Here is a 14,896-nt window from a genome sequence, read left to right on the forward strand (position 1 = left end):
ATGGCGGGCCTCGCCGCCATCGACGGCGTCGTCAAGGACGAGGTCAAGCCCCAGGTCCACACCTGGACCTTCCCCGACGGCAAGGTCCTCATCGTCCTCTCCGAGGGCCGCCTGCTGAACCTCGGCAACGCCACCGGCCACCCCTCCTTCGTCATGTCCAACAGCTTCGCCGACCAGACCCTCGCCCAGATCGAACTCTTCACCAAGCCCGAGGACTACCCGACCGACGTCTACGTGCTCCCCAAGCACCTCGACGAGAAGGTCGCCCGCCTCCACCTCGCCGCACTCGGCGTGAAGCTCACCACGCTGCGCCCGGAGCAGGCCGCGTACATCGGCGTCGACGTCGACGGCCCGTACAAGCCCGACCACTACCGCTACTGACCTGGAAATAGAGACCGGCTCGACAGGCGCTGGAGAAATCCGGGTCCGCCCCCGGTGCTTCGTTAGCGTTCGTCGGTGAAGCCAGAAAATCGATGCGAACTCGACCACGTACGGAGGAAACCGTGAGGATTCAGGTTCTGGGTCCGTTGAGTGCCGAGGTCAACGGGGGCTCGATTGTTCCGACGGCAGGGAAGCCGCGCCAGATCCTGGCTCTTCTCGCGTTGTACCCGGGACGGGTGATCCCCGTGCCGACGCTCATGGAGGAGATCTGGGGAACCGGGCTCCCGCAGAGCGCCCTCACCACCCTGCAGACGTACATCCTTCAACTGCGCCGGCGGCTGGGCACGGCCATGGGGCCGGGCGCTCCCGGCGGGGCCAAGGATGTGCTCGCCACCCGCCACGGCGGCTACCTGATGCAGATCGCCCCCGAGACGGTCGACGTGCACGAGTACGAAGGGCTGGTCGCCAAGGGGCAGCGGGCCTTCGAGGACGGCGAGGACCAGCAGGCCGCCGGTCTGCTGCGCAAGGCGCTCGCCCTGTGGCAGGGCCCGGCGCTGGTCGACGTGCGCGTCGGCCCGATCCTGGAGATAGAGGTCATGCGGCTGGAGGAGAGCCGGCTGGTGACGGTGGAGCGCCGGATCGACGCGGACCTCCGCCTGGGCCGGCACACCGAACTCATCGTCGAGCTGGCAGAGCTGATAGCCCGTCACCCGCAGCACGAGGGCCTGCACTCCCAGGCCATGGTGGCGCTCTACCGCTCCGGCCGCCAGGCGTCCGCGCTCGACGTCTACCGGCGTCTGCGCACCCGGCTCATTGAGGACCTCGGCGTCGAGCCCTCACCACAACTCCAGCGCCTGCACCGGGCGATGCTCATGGTGGACCCCGCACTGGACATGGCCTCCGGACCGCGCCGCAGCTCCACGTTCGACCTCTACGCCGCCTAGTACCTGCGCCCGGCACGGCGTGGTCTTGCGGGAGGAGGGCCATGCGGAAGATCCTCGGTGAGTGCGCCGAGGACGGCGCGGGCCCGTACCTACGTCAGGGAGGCACTCGGCCGCAACAACACCGCGACGTTCAACCTCGCCAAGCAGTTCGCGGAGAGTCCGGTCCCCGCTCTCCGACCCCGCACCACCAGGAGTACGCATATGCGCATGTCCTCGCCCACGGCATCACGGGCGCATTCCCAGCTCACGCTGGAGGAGGTCATCAAGCGGTACGACGACCACGTCGTGCTCGACCGGGTGTCCCTCACCGTCAAGCCGGGTGAGAAGGCCGGCGTCATCGGTGACAACGGCTCGGGCAAGTCCACCCTGCTCCGGCTGATCGCCGGGGCCGAGGCCGCGGACAACGGCGAGGTGACGGTCACCGCCCCCGGCGGTGTCGGATACCTGCCGCAGCGCCTGGACATGCCGGCCGGAGCCACCGTCAGAGATGTCCTCGACCGCGCCTTCGCGGACCTGCGTGCCGTGGAGAAGCGCCTCCACGAGGTCGAGGACGCGCTGGTGGACGACGACCCGGAGCTCCTGGCCGAGTACGGGAACCTGCTCGCGGAGTTCGAGGACCGCGGCGGCTACGAGGCCGACGCGCGGGCGGACACGGCCCTGCACGGCCTCGGGCTGCCCGGCCTCGACCGGGACCGCCCGGTGGACACCCTCTCCGGCGGCGAGCGTTCCCGGCTGGCGCTGGCCGCCACCCTGGCCGCCGCCCCCGAGCTGCTGCTCCTCGACGAGCCCACCAACGACCTCGACGACCAGGCCGTGGACTGGCTGGAGAAACGGCTCCAGGACCATCGCGGCACCATCGTCGTCATCACCCACGACCGCGCCTTCCTGGAGGCCGTCACCTCCGCCATCCTGGAGGTCGACCCCGACCGGAAGACCGTCAACCGGTACGGCAACGGCTACCAGGGCTACCTCGCCGCCAAGGCCGCCGCCCGCGCCCGCTGGGAGCGGGAGTACGAGGAGCACCTCGCCGAGATCGAACGGCAGGAGACCCGCGCGGCCACCGCGGGACGGATGCTGGCCTCCATCGCGAAGAAAGGCCCCTGGGCCTTCAGCGGTTCCGAGCACCACCGGGCCAGGTCCTCCTCCTCCTCGACCTCCAGCAAGGCCCGCAACGCCAACGAGCGGCTGAACCGCCTCCACACCGACCCGGTGCCGAAGCCGCCCGAGCCGCTGCGCTTCACCGCCGACATCGTGGTGGGCGACGAGACCGCCGAGGTCCCGGAGGGCCCCCTCACCGAGGTCTCCGGCTTGCGCGTGGACGGCCGGCTCGCACTCGACTCGCTGTCTCTCGCCCATGGCGAGCGGCTGCTGATCACCGGCCCCAACGGTGCGGGCAAGAGCACCCTGCTGCGGGTGCTCGCCGGCGACCTGGAGCCCGACGCGGGTACCGTCCGGCGGGCCGGGCGGATCGGCTGGCTGCGCCAGGACGAACTGCCCAAGGACCCCCGGCGCTCGGTGCTCGCGGAGTTCGCCGACGGACGCCTCGGCCACGCCGACGAGTACACCGAACAGCTGCTCTCCCTCGGCCTGTTCCGGGAGTCCGAGTTCAGCCTTCCGGTCGGCTCCCTGTCCGTGGGCCAGCGCCGCCGCATCGACCTGGCGCGCCTGGTCACCCGGCCCGTGGACCTGCTGCTCCTGGACGAGCCCACCAACCACCTGTCCCCGCTGCTCGTCGAGGAGCTGGAGCAGGCTCTGGTGGACTACACGGGGACCGTGGTGGTCGTCACGCACGACCGGCGGATGCGCCGGGCCTTCCGCGGCTCGCACCTCGAACTGAGCGGGAAAGCCGCCGTCACCGGCTGACGCGGACCGCCGCCGCGCGGATCTCGTCCAGCAGCCCGGCCTGCCGCCGCGACTCCTCACCGAGGAGCGGCAGGCCGGGCCGCTGCGCGTCCGGTGCGCGCACGGACGCGGTGAAGAACCGCAGTACGGCCTCGAAATGGTCCTCGGCGGGCACCCGGATCTCCGTCCGACCGGTGCCGGTGGCCAGCCGGACCACCGGCTCGTGATCGGGCGCCGTCGTGTACACGTGGTCCACGGACAGGGTGCCGGCGCTGCCCTGGATCTCGTACCAGGACCGGTAGTGGTGCTCCATGCCGAACCGGAGCTGCGCCACCGCGCCCCCCGGGGCGGCCAGCAGCACGGCCCCGGACACGTCCACGCCGTGCTCCTCGTCGGTGCGCAGCACCGCGCCGGCCACGGTCAGGCCGCTGCCGAGGAAGCGCAGGGCGGCCCGCAGCGGGTAGACCCCGCTGTCGAGCAGGGCCCCGCCGCCGGTCGCAGGGTCGTAGCGGGTGTCACCCGGCGGGCGCGGCGGGATCGTGAACGCCGCCGAGACAGCGCGCACCTCGCCCAGGACCCCGTCCGCGAGGAGGCCCGCGACCCGCCGCTGGGTGCCGTGGTGGAGGAACATGAAGTTCTCCAGCAGCACCAGGCCGCGCTCCCGCGCCAGCCCGTACAGGGTCTCGGCCTGCGCACCGCAGGTCGCGAGCGGCTTCTCCACCAGGACGTGCTTGCCGGCGCGCAGGGCACGTTCGGCCCACGCGGCGTGGTGCATGGTGGGCAGGCAGAGGTAGACGGCGTCCACCTCTGCCCGCCCGAGCAGGTCCTCGTACGAGGGTGCGGGGGTGCCCCCGAACCGGTCCGCGAAGGCCGCGGCCCGCGCGGGGTCGCGTGCGGCGGTGGCGGCCAGTTCGAGTCCGGGGGTGCGCAGCAGCGCGGGCAGGGTGCGGCGCGCGGCGATGTCGCCGCAGCCGAGGAGTCCCAGGCGCAGGGGAGCGGGCATGACGTCCTCGGTGGGAGGGGCGGTGGCGGTCGCTACGGGGGCGGTCAGTACAGGGTGTGGGCGCAGACGACGAGTGTGCGCAGTTCGACGTTGAGGTAGTTGCCGTGCGCCATCAGCTCGGTGAGCTGGGAGAAGGTCAGCCAGGCGTAGTCGCGCGGCACGTCCTCGCTGAACTCCTCCGGCACCTCCAGGATCGTGTACCTGTTCTCCGCGTGGTAGAAGCGGCCGCCCTCCTCGGACTGCACCGCGTCGTAGCGGATCCGCGCCGTCGGGGCGGCCAGCACGTCGGCGAGGAACGGCGGGTACGGGTCGGTCCCCGGGCCCGTGTGGTCGGCCGGCCGGCAGTGCACGGTGGGCGCCAGCTCGGCCACGTTCAGGTGCCCGACGTCGACCCGGGCCTGCACCAGGGCGTGCAGGGTGCCGTTGATCCGCTTGACGATCAGGGCCATCAGGCCCGGCACCTGAGGCTGGATCAGGGGCTGGGTCCAGGAGGCGACCTCGCGGTTGCTGGCCGAGATGTCGGCCCCGATCACCCGGAACCGGCGTCCGCCGGCGTGCCCGATCTCCTCGTCGGTGAACGTCCAGCCGTCCTCTGCGACCTCGGCGAGCGGCACCCGGCGCTGGACCAGCTCGCGCAGGGCCCGTATGCCGGTGAGCCAGCTGAGCACCTCGCCCGTGTCGTGCACCGAGGGGGCCGACAGACCGTGGAAGGAGCGCAGGACCGGGTCCAGGTCCACGCCGTCCGGTTCGGCGCCCGCGGTGGGCAGGCAGGCAAGGATGGAGCGGGTGTCCATGTTGACCACGTTGTCCAGCCGCAGCAGGCGCAGCAACTGTCCGAAGGTCAGCCAGCGGAAGCCGTCACCGATGTCCCCGGTGCTGGTGTCCTCGTCGATCTCGATGATCATGTTGCGGTTGCGCTTGGCCAGGAACCAGTCGGCCTGCTCGGACTGGAGCACGTCCACGAGGACCCTCGCCCGTCCCCGTTCCAGGAACAGGTCCAGGAACGGGATGCCGAGCCCCTGGTGGACCCCGGTGAAGTTGCTGCGCGTGGCCTGCACGGTGGGGGAGAGCTGGAGGGTGTTGATGTTGCCCGGCTCCATTTTGGCCTGCATCAGGAAGTGCAGGACGCCGTCGATCTCCTTCACGACGATGCCGAGCAGGCCGACCTCCGGCTGCACGATGATCGGCTGCTTCCAGCCCCGCTCCGGCAGCCCGTCCGCGGTGACGTGCAGGCCCTCCACGGCGAAGAAGCGGCCCGACTCGTGGCGCAGGTTGCCGTCACCGTCGAAGTACCAGCCCCGCAGCGCGGCGAACGGCACCCGGGTGACCCGGAAGCTGCCCGCGCGGGCCTGTTCGTCCAGCCAGCCCAGCACCCGGTCCATGGGCGTGACCGCGCTGTCTGGGGTACGGGCCGACACCAGCAGGCGGTGCGCGGTGTCCGTTCGGTCTGCGGTCCGGGCCAGGGTGTCAGCGGACATGGTCCAGCGCCTCCTCGATGATGTGGCAGACGGGTTCCGAGCGGTCGTTGAGGAAGAAGTGCCCGCCCGGAAGCACGCGCAGGTCCACCGGACCCCCGGCCACCTCCGACCAGCGCCGCGCGTCGTCGACGGACACGTTGGGGTCGCTGTCCCCGGTGAGGACCGTCAGCGGCACGGACAGCGGCGCTCCGGCGCGGTGCCGGTAGGCGCCCGCCACCCCGTAGTCGTTGCGGAGCGCCGGCAGCACCATCCGCAGCAGCTCCTCGTCCTGGAGGAGCGCCGGATCGGTGCCCTGCAGCGCGGAGATACGGGAGATCAGGGCCCGGTCGTCCAGCAGGTGCGCGGTGTCCGTGCGCGGCACGGTGGGTGCGCGACGGCCGGATACGAACAGGTGCACGGGCTCCTCGTCCGATCCGGTCAGCCGGCGCGCGGTCTCGTACGCGAGGGTGCCGCCCAGGCTGTGCCCGAACAGGGCGAACGGGCAGCCGGTCCACTCCCGCAGCTCCGGCAGCACCGCCTCCACCAGGGCGTCGACGGACTTGATGAAGGGTTCCCCGCGCCGGTCCTGGCGGCCCGGGTACTGCACCGCCAGCACCTCGACGCCGGAGTCGGCGAGACGGTCGGCGAAGCCCAGGAAGGCGGTGGCCGAGCCGCCGGCGTGCGGGAAGCACACCAGCCGGACGGCCGGGTCCTCGACGGGCCGGTAGCGGCGCAGCCACACGCCGGAGGGGGAGGAGGGGGAAGAGGCGGCGCGGGTGGCGGGAACGGTCATGGCCGGATCAGCTCCCCGCCCGCCGGTACGTACCGCGGCAGCCTGCCGGATGCCACGACCTCCGCGAGGGAGGGTGCGGCCGCGTCCTTGGCGGAGCGCACCGGCGGATCCGCGAGTTCCCACGGCAGGCCCAGCTCGGGGTCGAGCGCGTCGAGGTCGACCATGGCCCCGGGCACGTACTCCGCGGACAACAGGTAGTTGACGCAGGTGCCGTCCTCCAGGGCGAGGAAGGCGTGGCCGATGCCGCCGGACATGTAGAGGGCGATGCCGTCCCCGGCGTCCAGCCGGTTCACGGCGTACCGGCCGAAGGACGGCGAGCCCTGACGGAGATCGACCATCACGTCGAGGATCGAGCCCCGGACACAGGTCACCAGCTTCCCGGCGTCGGCCGGTACGTCGTTGCAGTGCACCCCGCGCAGGACACCGCGCCGCGAGACGGAGTTGTTGACCTGGCGGACCTCGAAGGGCAGCCCGGTCGCCGCCGTCAGCTCACTGGGCCTGGCGGCTTCGTAGAAATGGCCGCGCTCGTCCTCGAACCGCTCCGGCAGCAGCCGGTACGTGCCGGGTATTCCGGTCTCGTCAATGCGCACGGGCACCTGCCGGCTGCTCCGTGCCCCGCCCGGCGGCGGCCGGCCCCGGGAGCGCGGCACGCTCCTTGAGGGGCTCCCACCACGCGCGGTTCTCCCGGTACCAGGTCACCGTGGCCGCCAGGCCCTCGGCGAAGGGCACCCTCGGTTCGTATCCCAGCTCGCGGGAGATCTTCGAGATGTCCACCGAGTACCGGCGGTCGTGCGCGGCCCGGTCGGTGACCCTGCGCACCGCCGACCGGTCCCGGCCGCACAGCTCCAGCAGGTGGTCCGTCAGTTCCAGGTTGGTCAGCTCCGTGCCGCCGCCGATGTTGTAGACCTCGCCGGCCCGGCCCTTCGCCGCGACCAGGGCGATGCCCCGGCAGTGGTCGTCCACGTGCAGCCAGTCGCGGCTGTTGAGGCCGTCGCCGTACAGGGGCACGTCGAGCCCGTCGACCAGGTTGGTGGTGAACAGCGGGATCGCCTTCTCCGGGAACTGGTACGGACCGTAGTTGTTGGAGCAGCGCGTCACGCACACCTCCAGCCCGTGCGTGCGGTGGAAGGCCAGCGCCATCAGGTCCGAGGAGGCCTTGGAGGCCGCGTACGGGGAGTTGGGCAGCAGCGGGTGTTCCTCCGGCCACGAGCCCGAGTCGATCGACCCGTACACCTCGTCCGTGGAGACGTGGACGAACCGCGCGACCTCCGCCTCGACGGCCGCCTGCACGAGGGTCTGGGTGCCGAGCACATTGGTGCGTACGAACGCGGAGGCGTCGGCGATGGAGCGGTCCACGTGCGACTCGGCCGCGAAGTGCACCACCATGCCGGTCCCGGCCATCAGCCGCCCGACCAGCTCCCTGTCGCAGATGTCGCCGTGGACGAACTCCAGCCCCGGGTGGTCGCGGACCGGGTCGAGGTTGGCGGGGTTCCCGGCGTAGGTGAGGGCGTCCAGGACCACCACCCGTGACCCGTCGAGGTCCGGATAGGCCCCGGACAGCAGTTCTCTGACGAAGTGCGAGCCGATGAAGCCCGCACCTCCGGTCACCAGGACTCGCATCGTCAACTGGCCTTTCCGGGGAAGGGGACGGGACGGTGGGTTCGGTGGGTGGTCAGGCAGCCGAGGAGTCGGCGGTCCGGCCCTCCGCGGCGGCCCGGCGGGCGATCTCCCGCACGTAGTCGCCGTAACTGGAAGCCCCCAGGTCGCTGCCGAGGGCGAAGCACTGCTCCGGGCTGATGAAACCCGTCCGCAGGGCGATCTCCTCCACGCAGGCGATCCGCTCGCCCTGGCGCTGCTCCAGCAGCTGTACGTACTGCCCGGCCTGCAGGAGCGAATCGTGGGTCCCCATGTCCAGCCAGGCGAACCCTCGGCCCAGCGGGTTCAGCCGGGCCCGGCCCTGGGCCAGGTACACGCGGTTGACGTCGGTGATCTCCAGCTCGCCGCGTGCCGAGGGCGTCAGCCGGCGGGCGATGTCCACCACGTCGTTGTCGTAGAGGTACAGGCCGGTCACCGCGAGGTTGGAGCGCGGCTTGACCGGCTTCTCCACCAGGGAGAGCAGGGAGCCGTCGGTGTCGATCTCGCCGACCCCGTACCGCTGGGGGTCCTTGACCGGGTAGCCGAACAGCTCACAGCCGTCCAGTCGGGCGGCGGCCTGCGCGATCAGCTGGGAGAAGCCGGGACCGTGGAAGACGTTGTCCCCGAGGATCAGTGCCACCGGGCTGTCGCCGATGTGCTCCTCACCGATGAGGAAGGCCTCCGCGATGCCGTGGGGCTCCTCCTGCTGGGCGTAGCTCAGTCGGATGCCGAGCTGGCTTCCGTCGCCGAGCAGCGCGCGGAACATCTCCAGGTGGTCCTTGGCGGAGATGATCTGGATGTCGCGGATTCCCGCCAGCATCAGTACCGACAGCGGGTAGTAGATCATCGGCTTGTCGTACACCGGCAGCAGCTGCTTGGACAGCGCGCCGGTCAGCGGGCGCAGCCGGGTGCCGCTGCCGCCGGCCAGGACGATGCCCTTCATCGGACGGCGGGAGGCGGGGTCGCCCAGTGCCGAGAGGGCCGGGACCTTCATGACGTCAGACATGGCTGTTCTCCGTGGCGTGACGGACCGCCGCGATGACGGTCTCCGCGTCCCGCGCGATCAGCTGCGGGCCCATGGGCAGGCTCAGCACCTGAGCCGCCAGCCGCTCGGAGCGGGGCAGCGGCTCGGACCGGGTGCCCGCGTAGGCGCCGGATCGGTGGACGGCGATCGGGTAGTGGACCAGGCTCTCCACCCCGGCCCCGGTCAGGGCCTGCCGCAGCTCCTCGCGGTGCGCGGTGCGCAGCACGTACTGGTGCCAGACGGGCTCGGCCCAGGACCGGACGGCCGGCGGGACGACCCCCGGCAGGCCGGAGAGGCCCTCGGTGTAGCGTGCGGCGATCGTGCCCCGGTGCGCGTTCCACGCGTCGAGGTACGGCAGCTTCGCCCGCAGCGCCGCCGCCTGGATCTCGTCCAGGCGGGAGTTGGTGCCGCGCACCTCGTGCCGGTACTTCTCGCGGGAGCCGTAGTTGCGCAGCAGCCGGATCTGCCCGGCGAGCTCCGGATCGGAGGTGACCACGGCGCCGGCGTCGCCCAGCGCGCCCAGGTTCTTGCCCGGGTAGAAGCTGAACGCCGCCGCGTACCGCGAGCCGATCCGCCGGCCCTTGTAGCGGGCCCCGTGTGCCTGGGCCGCGTCCTCCACGACCGGGATGCCCCGGGGCGCGGTGACGGCCTCGATCGCGTCGAGGTCCACCGGGTGCCCGTACAGGTGCACCGGCATGACCGCCCTGGTCCGCGGGGTGATCGCGGCCGCGAGGCGGTCGGGGTCGATCAGGTACGAGCCGGCCTCCGGCTCCACGGGGACCGGGCGGGCCCCCGTGGCGGACACCGCGAGCCAGCTCGCGATGTACGTGTGCCCGGGGACGATCACCTCGTCGCCCTCACCGATGCCCAGCGCCCGCAGCGTCAGCTCCAGGGCGCCCAGTCCGCTGCCGACGCCGACGCAGTGCGCGTTCTCGCAGTACCGGGCGTACTCCTCCTCGAACGCCTCCAGTTCGGGGCCGAGGAGGTAGCGTCCGGAGCGCGACACCCGCAGCACGGCGGCGTCGATCTCCGCCTGCACACCGCCGAGGGCGTGCAGGTCCCGCAGGTCGTGGAAGGGGACGCGTGCCGGGCGGGCCGGCGCCGGGGCCGTCACAGCCCCCTCCTCGCGTCCCGCAGGAACTCCTCGTAGTCGCGGTAGTAGTCCGACTCGTCGTAGTGCCGCGAGGCCAGGACCACGCTGACCGCGTCCTTCGAGAAGTCGCTCAGGTTCCGCCACACCATCGGCCCGATGTACAGGCCCCGGCCGGCGTCGTCGAGACGGTGCTCCGCCTGGTTGACCCCGTCGTCCAAGGTGATCGTGAAACTTCCGTGGACGGCGATGACGAGCTGCTCCAGGGCCCGGTGCGCGTGCCCGCCGCGGGACGAGCCGGTGTCCAGACCGTGCAGGTAGTACACCCGCTCGATCGGGAAGCCCGCCGTCCACTCGGACTCGACGACCGACAGGTTGCCCCGTGCGTCGTTGTGCTGCTCCAACTCGATGAAGGCACAGGGCTTGACCCTGCCCACCTTCGGTTCTGTGATGATGCCCACCGACATGCGATCGCGCTCCCTGGTTGCCCTGTCCGGCCGGTGCCTCAGGCGCGGCTGGATCAGCCGCGGACGACGGAGACGGGGAGGTGACGCGGGGTCAGCTGATCCGCCTCGTAGAACTCCGCCCCGTCCAGGTCGACCTTGAACGACGAGAAGGCGTCGAAGACCAGGTCGAGGAAGACCTTCGCCTCCATCCGGGCCAGGAACGCGCCGAGGCAGTGGTGGATGCCGTGGCCGAAGGCCATGTGCTTGTTCGCGGTCCGGCGGACGTCGAAGACGTCCGGGTCCGGGAACTGCCCGGCATCGCGGTTGGCCGAGGCGCTCCACGCCGTGACCATCTGACCGGCCTTCATCGGGACGCCGAGGATGTCGGTGTCCTCCTTCAGCAGCCGGAAGATGTTGTTGAAGGGGCTGCGGTAGCGCAGCGTCTCCTCCACCGCGCCCGAGATCAGCGAGCGGTCGGCCCGCAGCGCCGCCTGCGCCTCGGGGTGCTGGTCCAGCACGATGAACAGGTTGCCGAGCAGCGTCGCGCTGGAGATGTGGCCCGCCGTGAGCAGCAGCGCCACGATGTTGACGATCTCCTCGTCGGTGAGGCGGCGGCCGTCGACCTCGGACTCGATGAGCCCGCTCATCAGGTCGTCGGACGGCGTGGCCCGCTTCTCGGCGATCTTCGCGTACAGGTACGCGGCCCACTCCTTGATGGCCGGACCCATGGTCTCCGCGAAGTCGGCCGGGAGATTGGGGTACTCCATGCCCTCGTTGTTGAGGATGACGTCGACCCACTCGCGGAACAGGTCCTGGTCGGAGGCCGGGACGCCCAGCAGCTCTGCGATCACCGTCACCGGCAGCGGGTACGCCAGGTCCGTCACCACGTCGATCTCGGTCCGGTCACCGAAGTCGGCGAGGAGCTTGCGGGTGATCTCCGCGATACGGGGCTCCAGCGCGGCCATCCGGCGCGGGGTGAACGCCTGGCTGACCAGCTTGCGCAGCGGGCCGTGCTTCGGCGGGTCGATGCCGCCGAAGGTGCCCGGCCCCATCAGCAGAGCCAGCTCCTCCGGCACCGGGAAGACCGGCGAGAAGTCCGAGGAGAAGATCTGCGGGTTGGTGGAGACGGTGTTGTAGTCCTCGTACGAGAACACCTGCCACGCGAAACGCGTCGAGTCCCAGAACACGGGGGCCTCGGCGCGGCAACGCGCGAACCACTCCAGCAGCCCCTCGGCGTCGGCCTCGGCCGGCTGCGCCAGCGGGTGCGGCGCCTCGGTCTCCGGGATGTCCACGGCCACGGCCACGGCGTCTGTGTCCTCGGCGATCTGTGTCGTCATATCGGCTTCCTCAGCTGGTATTCGGCAAGAAGTCTGGAAAGGGGAGGAGGAGAGGGGGGGCGGGCGGAGTGGGTTCAGCCGACGGCGGGCGCCGGTACCAGGAGCCGCTCGACCGCGTCGGCGGCCGCGGTCGGGCCGCCCGCGGACTTGATCTCCTGCCGCAGCCACGCCACCTTCGCCGCAACGGACTCGTCGGCGGCCAGGGCGAGCACGGTCTCGCGGATCTTCTCCGGGGAGATGTCCTTGCGCAGGATCTTGGCGCCCACGCCCAGCTGCTCCACCCGGGTCGCCGTCGCGTGCAGCTCCGCCATCTGCGGCACCGAGATGACCGGGACGCCCTCGGAGACGGCCTGGAGCACGGTGCTCGTACCGCCGTGATTGATCATCAGGGACGCGTGCTTGAGCACGGCGCCCTGCGGCACGAAGGAGTGCACCTGCACATTCGGCGGCAGCTCGCCGAGACCGCCCTCCGCGACCCCGCCGGCGTGCGCGATCACCACGTCCCAGTCCAGGTCCGCGAAGGCGTCGACGCAGGCGCGGAAGAACTCCGGCTGCTTGTTGTACAGGGTGCCCAGGCTGACCAGCGCGAGCGGGCGGCCCGTGGCGGGCGCCTCCCAGTCGCCGTGGAAGCTGTTGTCGCTGGTGCACGGGCCGACGAAGGCGACCTCCTCACCGAAGGTCTCGCCCGCGTACTGGAAGGAACGCGGCAGGTAGACCAGCGCGGGACCCGAGTGCACGTCCTGCGCGAACTCCCCGATGCTCTTCTCGACGCCGTGCTCCGCCAGCAGGCCGGCGACGGTCTCGAACAGCTCCCCGGTCTCCGGGTCCTGCTGCTGCTCCTCCGCCGTGTCGACCGGCGGGTGCAGGGACCAGTGCTCGTTGGCCACGTACGTCGGGGTGCTGCGGATGACCGGCACGCCCCACTTCGCCGCCAGGACGGCCCCGCTCCAGAAGGAGGACGGGTCGCACACGAACACGTCCGGACGGCCCTCGGACTCGAAGTGCTCCTCGAACCGAGGAAGCGTCTGCCGGGTCAGCTCCAGCATCCACTTCATCATGTTCACGAACTCCTGCTGGTCCGTGTACTCGGCGGAGTCCTGCTGCGGCACCATCGTGGCCAGGAAGCGGTCCTGGTCCATCGGGTAGGGGACGAACTCCGCCCCCGTCGCGAGCACCCGCTCGCCGTAACTCTCGGACAGGGCGTAGGTGACCCGGTGGCCGCGCGCGACGAGTTCCCGTGCGACGGACAGCGTCGGGTTGACGTGACCGGCCGCAGGGAGAATGAAGAAGGCGATATGTGCCATCGGGGCAGCCTTTCGAGGCAAAACGGATACGGCTTTTCGATACGGCTTTTCGGTGCAGCTTTTCGCGCAGGTCTTCGGTGCAGCTCTTCGGTGCAACGGAAAATTACGGCCCCCCACTTGTGCGGCGCAAGGGGAGACCTGACACAGTCGTCTGTGTTTCTCCATTCTGGCCCGGCCGTGTCGCGCCCAGCTCAAATCGCTGTCGCGCTCCGCTTGCACACCGCTAAAATCCGACTCGAATTTCCTGGCCAATTCGCGATGACTTGACACAATCAAAAACGCGCCGGTGGCAACGGTGCGGTGCTGCTGTTCGGTGTCAGGGTCCGCGTACAGAGGAGATTCAGTCATGACCTGCCCTCATGCCGTCGCCGGATCCGTCCGGACCTATCCGTTCGGCGACCGAGTAGATCTCGCGCTCGACCCCGCGTACGCCGAACTCCGGTCCGGTGAGCCCGTGGCACGGGTCCGCATGCCCTACGGCGGCGAGGCGTGGCTCCTGACACGGCACGCGGACATCAAGAAGGCCTCGGCCGACCCCCGGCTGAGCATGCACGCGGGCGCCGACAAGGACGTACCCCGCGCCGCCCCCCGCGGACTCGACTCCGTCGGCCTCATGGGCATGCCCCCCGAGGACCACGCCCGGCTGCGCCGGCTCGTCTCCCGCGCCTTCACCGCCCGCCGCGTGGCAGCGATCCGCCCCCGCATCGCCGAGATCACCCACGCCCTCGTCGACGAACTGGTCGCCGACGGCGGGCCCGCCGACCTCGTCCAGAAGCTCGCACTGCCCCTGCCCACCTCGGTCATCTGCGAAATGCTCGGCATCCCCCACGAGGACCAGCACATCTTCCGGGCCTTCACGGAGGCCCTGATGTCCGCCAGCCGCTACACCGACGAGCAGGTCGGCCAGGCAGCCGAGGAATACGCCGACTACCTGCGCGGATACGTGGTCAAGCGGCGCGCGCAGCCCGAGGACGACCTCCTCAGCGCCCTCGTCCTGGCCCACGACGAGGGCGAACGCCTTTCCGAGAACGAACTGCTCATGCTCACCGGCGGCATGCTCATCGGCGGCCACGAGACCACCGCCAGCCAGATCGCCGGCCACGTCCTGGTCCTCCTGCGGGACCGCAGCCGCTACGAGCGGCTGTGCGCCGACCCCGAACTCGTGCCCGCCGCCGTGGAGGAGCTCCTGCGCGTCGTCCCGCTGTGGAACAGCGTCGGACCCACCCGCGTCGCCACCGAGGACGTCGAGCTCGGCGGCGTGACCATCCGCGCCGGCGAGGCCGTCGTCTACTCCCTCGCCTCCGCCAACCACGACGGGACCGTGTTCGAGGACGCCGCCGGCGTCGTCCTGGACCGTGAGCCCAACCAGCACCTCGCCTTCGGCCAGGGCCCGCACTTCTGCCTCGGCGCCCCGCTGGCCCGCGCCGAACTCCAGTGCGCCCTGGAAGTCCTCACCGGCCGTCTGCCCGGACTGCGCCTCGCCGTGCCCGCCGACGAACTCGCCTGGCACCGGGACATGCTCGTCCGCGGACTCGTGGAGCTCCCCGTCACGTGGTGACGGTGCCCCGGCACCCGGCTTTCCCGGCAGTACCGACCCCTCCGGGTCTTTCGAACCGCTCGTGGATTTCCCGCACCTCATC

The 14,896-nt window shown here is 71.0% G+C and carries 14 protein-coding genes; 4 read left to right on the forward strand and 10 right to left on the reverse strand.

The window, feature by feature from the left end; translation table 11 throughout:
• The 3 genes from ACZ601_RS35785 to abc-f form a co-directional block, all read left to right on the forward strand.
• Positions 1-381, forward strand: a 381-nt coding sequence (locus tag ACZ601_RS35785; protein ID WP_469545709.1) for an adenosylhomocysteinase, incomplete at its 5' end; no start/stop codon positions are given.
• Between the two features lie 122 nt (positions 382-503).
• Positions 504-1,325 (forward strand): AfsR/SARP family transcriptional regulator, encoded by an 822-nt coding sequence (locus tag ACZ601_RS35790; RefSeq protein ID WP_440578677.1) that lies wholly within the window; start codon positions 504-506, stop codon positions 1,323-1,325.
• A gap of 207 nt (positions 1,326-1,532) precedes the next feature.
• Positions 1,533-3,188 (forward strand): ribosomal protection-like ABC-F family protein, encoded by a 1,656-nt coding sequence (gene abc-f, locus ACZ601_RS35795; protein WP_440578679.1) that lies wholly within the window; start codon positions 1,533-1,535, stop codon positions 3,186-3,188.
• Here the strand turns inward: abc-f and ACZ601_RS35800 are convergent.
• From ACZ601_RS35800 to ACZ601_RS35845, 10 genes are all read right to left on the reverse strand, one after another.
• A complete protein-coding gene (locus tag ACZ601_RS35800) occupies positions 3,178-4,170 on the reverse strand; it encodes a Gfo/Idh/MocA family protein (protein ID WP_469545712.1) in 993 nt (330 codons plus the stop codon). The two genes, abc-f and ACZ601_RS35800, sit on opposite strands and share 11 nt — an antisense overlap.
• Positions 4,171-4,214: 44 nt before the next feature.
• Positions 4,215-5,648, reverse strand: a complete 1,434-nt coding sequence (locus ACZ601_RS35805; RefSeq protein WP_469545714.1) for an NDP-hexose 2,3-dehydratase family protein — start codon at positions 5,646-5,648, stop codon at positions 4,215-4,217.
• Positions 5,638-6,420: a thioesterase II family protein gene (locus ACZ601_RS35810; RefSeq protein ID WP_469545717.1), complete on the reverse strand. Its 783-nt coding sequence runs from the start codon at positions 6,418-6,420 to the stop codon at positions 5,638-5,640. Before ACZ601_RS35810 ends, ACZ601_RS35805 begins: the two co-directional genes overlap by 11 nt.
• Positions 6,417-7,016, reverse strand: coding sequence for a dTDP-4-dehydrorhamnose 3,5-epimerase family protein (locus ACZ601_RS35815; protein ID WP_469545720.1), 600 nt, complete (start codon positions 7,014-7,016; stop codon positions 6,417-6,419). The genes ACZ601_RS35810 and ACZ601_RS35815 overlap by 4 nt, the downstream gene beginning before the upstream one ends.
• Positions 7,000-8,046, reverse strand: coding sequence for a dTDP-glucose 4,6-dehydratase (rfbB, locus tag ACZ601_RS35820; RefSeq protein WP_469545722.1), 1,047 nt, complete (start codon positions 8,044-8,046; stop codon positions 7,000-7,002). Before rfbB ends, ACZ601_RS35815 begins: the two co-directional genes overlap by 17 nt.
• Positions 8,047-8,092: 46 nt before the next feature.
• On the reverse strand, positions 8,093-8,998 hold the full coding sequence (gene rfbA, locus ACZ601_RS35825; protein WP_469545827.1) for a glucose-1-phosphate thymidylyltransferase RfbA: 906 nt from the start codon (positions 8,996-8,998) through the stop codon (positions 8,093-8,095).
• 55 nt (positions 8,999-9,053) lie between these two features.
• Positions 9,054-10,193 carry a DegT/DnrJ/EryC1/StrS family aminotransferase gene (locus tag ACZ601_RS35830; RefSeq protein ID WP_440578796.1) on the reverse strand — a complete coding sequence of 380 codons (1,140 nt, stop codon included), beginning with the start codon at positions 10,191-10,193 and terminating at the stop codon, positions 9,054-9,056.
• Positions 10,190-10,636: a sugar 3,4-ketoisomerase gene (locus tag ACZ601_RS35835; RefSeq protein ID WP_440578795.1), complete on the reverse strand. Its 447-nt coding sequence runs from the start codon at positions 10,634-10,636 to the stop codon at positions 10,190-10,192. The genes ACZ601_RS35830 and ACZ601_RS35835 overlap by 4 nt, the downstream gene beginning before the upstream one ends.
• A gap of 53 nt (positions 10,637-10,689) precedes the next feature.
• Positions 10,690-11,952 (reverse strand): cytochrome P450, encoded by a 1,263-nt coding sequence (locus ACZ601_RS35840; protein WP_469545727.1) that lies wholly within the window; start codon positions 11,950-11,952, stop codon positions 10,690-10,692.
• Positions 11,953-12,026: 74 nt separating this feature from the next.
• Positions 12,027-13,256 (reverse strand): macrolide family glycosyltransferase, encoded by a 1,230-nt coding sequence (locus ACZ601_RS35845; protein WP_469545729.1) that lies wholly within the window; start codon positions 13,254-13,256, stop codon positions 12,027-12,029.
• A gap of 346 nt (positions 13,257-13,602) precedes the next feature.
• Between ACZ601_RS35845 and ACZ601_RS35850 the strand changes: the two genes are divergently transcribed.
• A complete protein-coding gene (locus ACZ601_RS35850) occupies positions 13,603-14,814 on the forward strand; it encodes a cytochrome P450 (RefSeq protein WP_469545732.1) in 1,212 nt (403 codons plus the stop codon).
• Positions 14,815-14,896 lie beyond the last annotated feature (82 nt).

It is taken from the genome of Streptomyces sp. NPDC104307, from assembly GCF_055584045.1.

Coding starts and splice junctions, on each gene's coding strand:
- rfbA (WP_469545827.1), bottom strand. CDS start 8,998: ATGAAGGGCATCGTCCTGGCCGGCGGCAGCGGCACCCGGCTGCGCCCG.
- ACZ601_RS35810 (WP_469545717.1), bottom strand. CDS start 6,420: ATGACCGTTCCCGCCACCCGCGCCGCCTCTTCCCCCTCCTCCCCCTCC.
- ACZ601_RS35805 (WP_469545714.1), bottom strand. CDS start 5,648: ATGTCCGCTGACACCCTGGCCCGGACCGCAGACCGAACGGACACCGCG.
- ACZ601_RS35800 (WP_469545712.1), bottom strand. CDS start 4,170: ATGCCCGCTCCCCTGCGCCTGGGACTCCTCGGCTGCGGCGACATCGCC.
- ACZ601_RS35850 (WP_469545732.1), top strand. CDS start 13,603: ATGACCTGCCCTCATGCCGTCGCCGGATCCGTCCGGACCTATCCGTTC.
- ACZ601_RS35840 (WP_469545727.1), bottom strand. CDS start 11,952: ATGACGACACAGATCGCCGAGGACACAGACGCCGTGGCCGTGGCCGTG.
- abc-f (WP_440578679.1), top strand. CDS start 1,533: ATGTCCTCGCCCACGGCATCACGGGCGCATTCCCAGCTCACGCTGGAG.
- ACZ601_RS35845 (WP_469545729.1), bottom strand. CDS start 13,256: ATGGCACATATCGCCTTCTTCATTCTCCCTGCGGCCGGTCACGTCAAC.
- ACZ601_RS35835 (WP_440578795.1), bottom strand. CDS start 10,636: ATGTCGGTGGGCATCATCACAGAACCGAAGGTGGGCAGGGTCAAGCCC.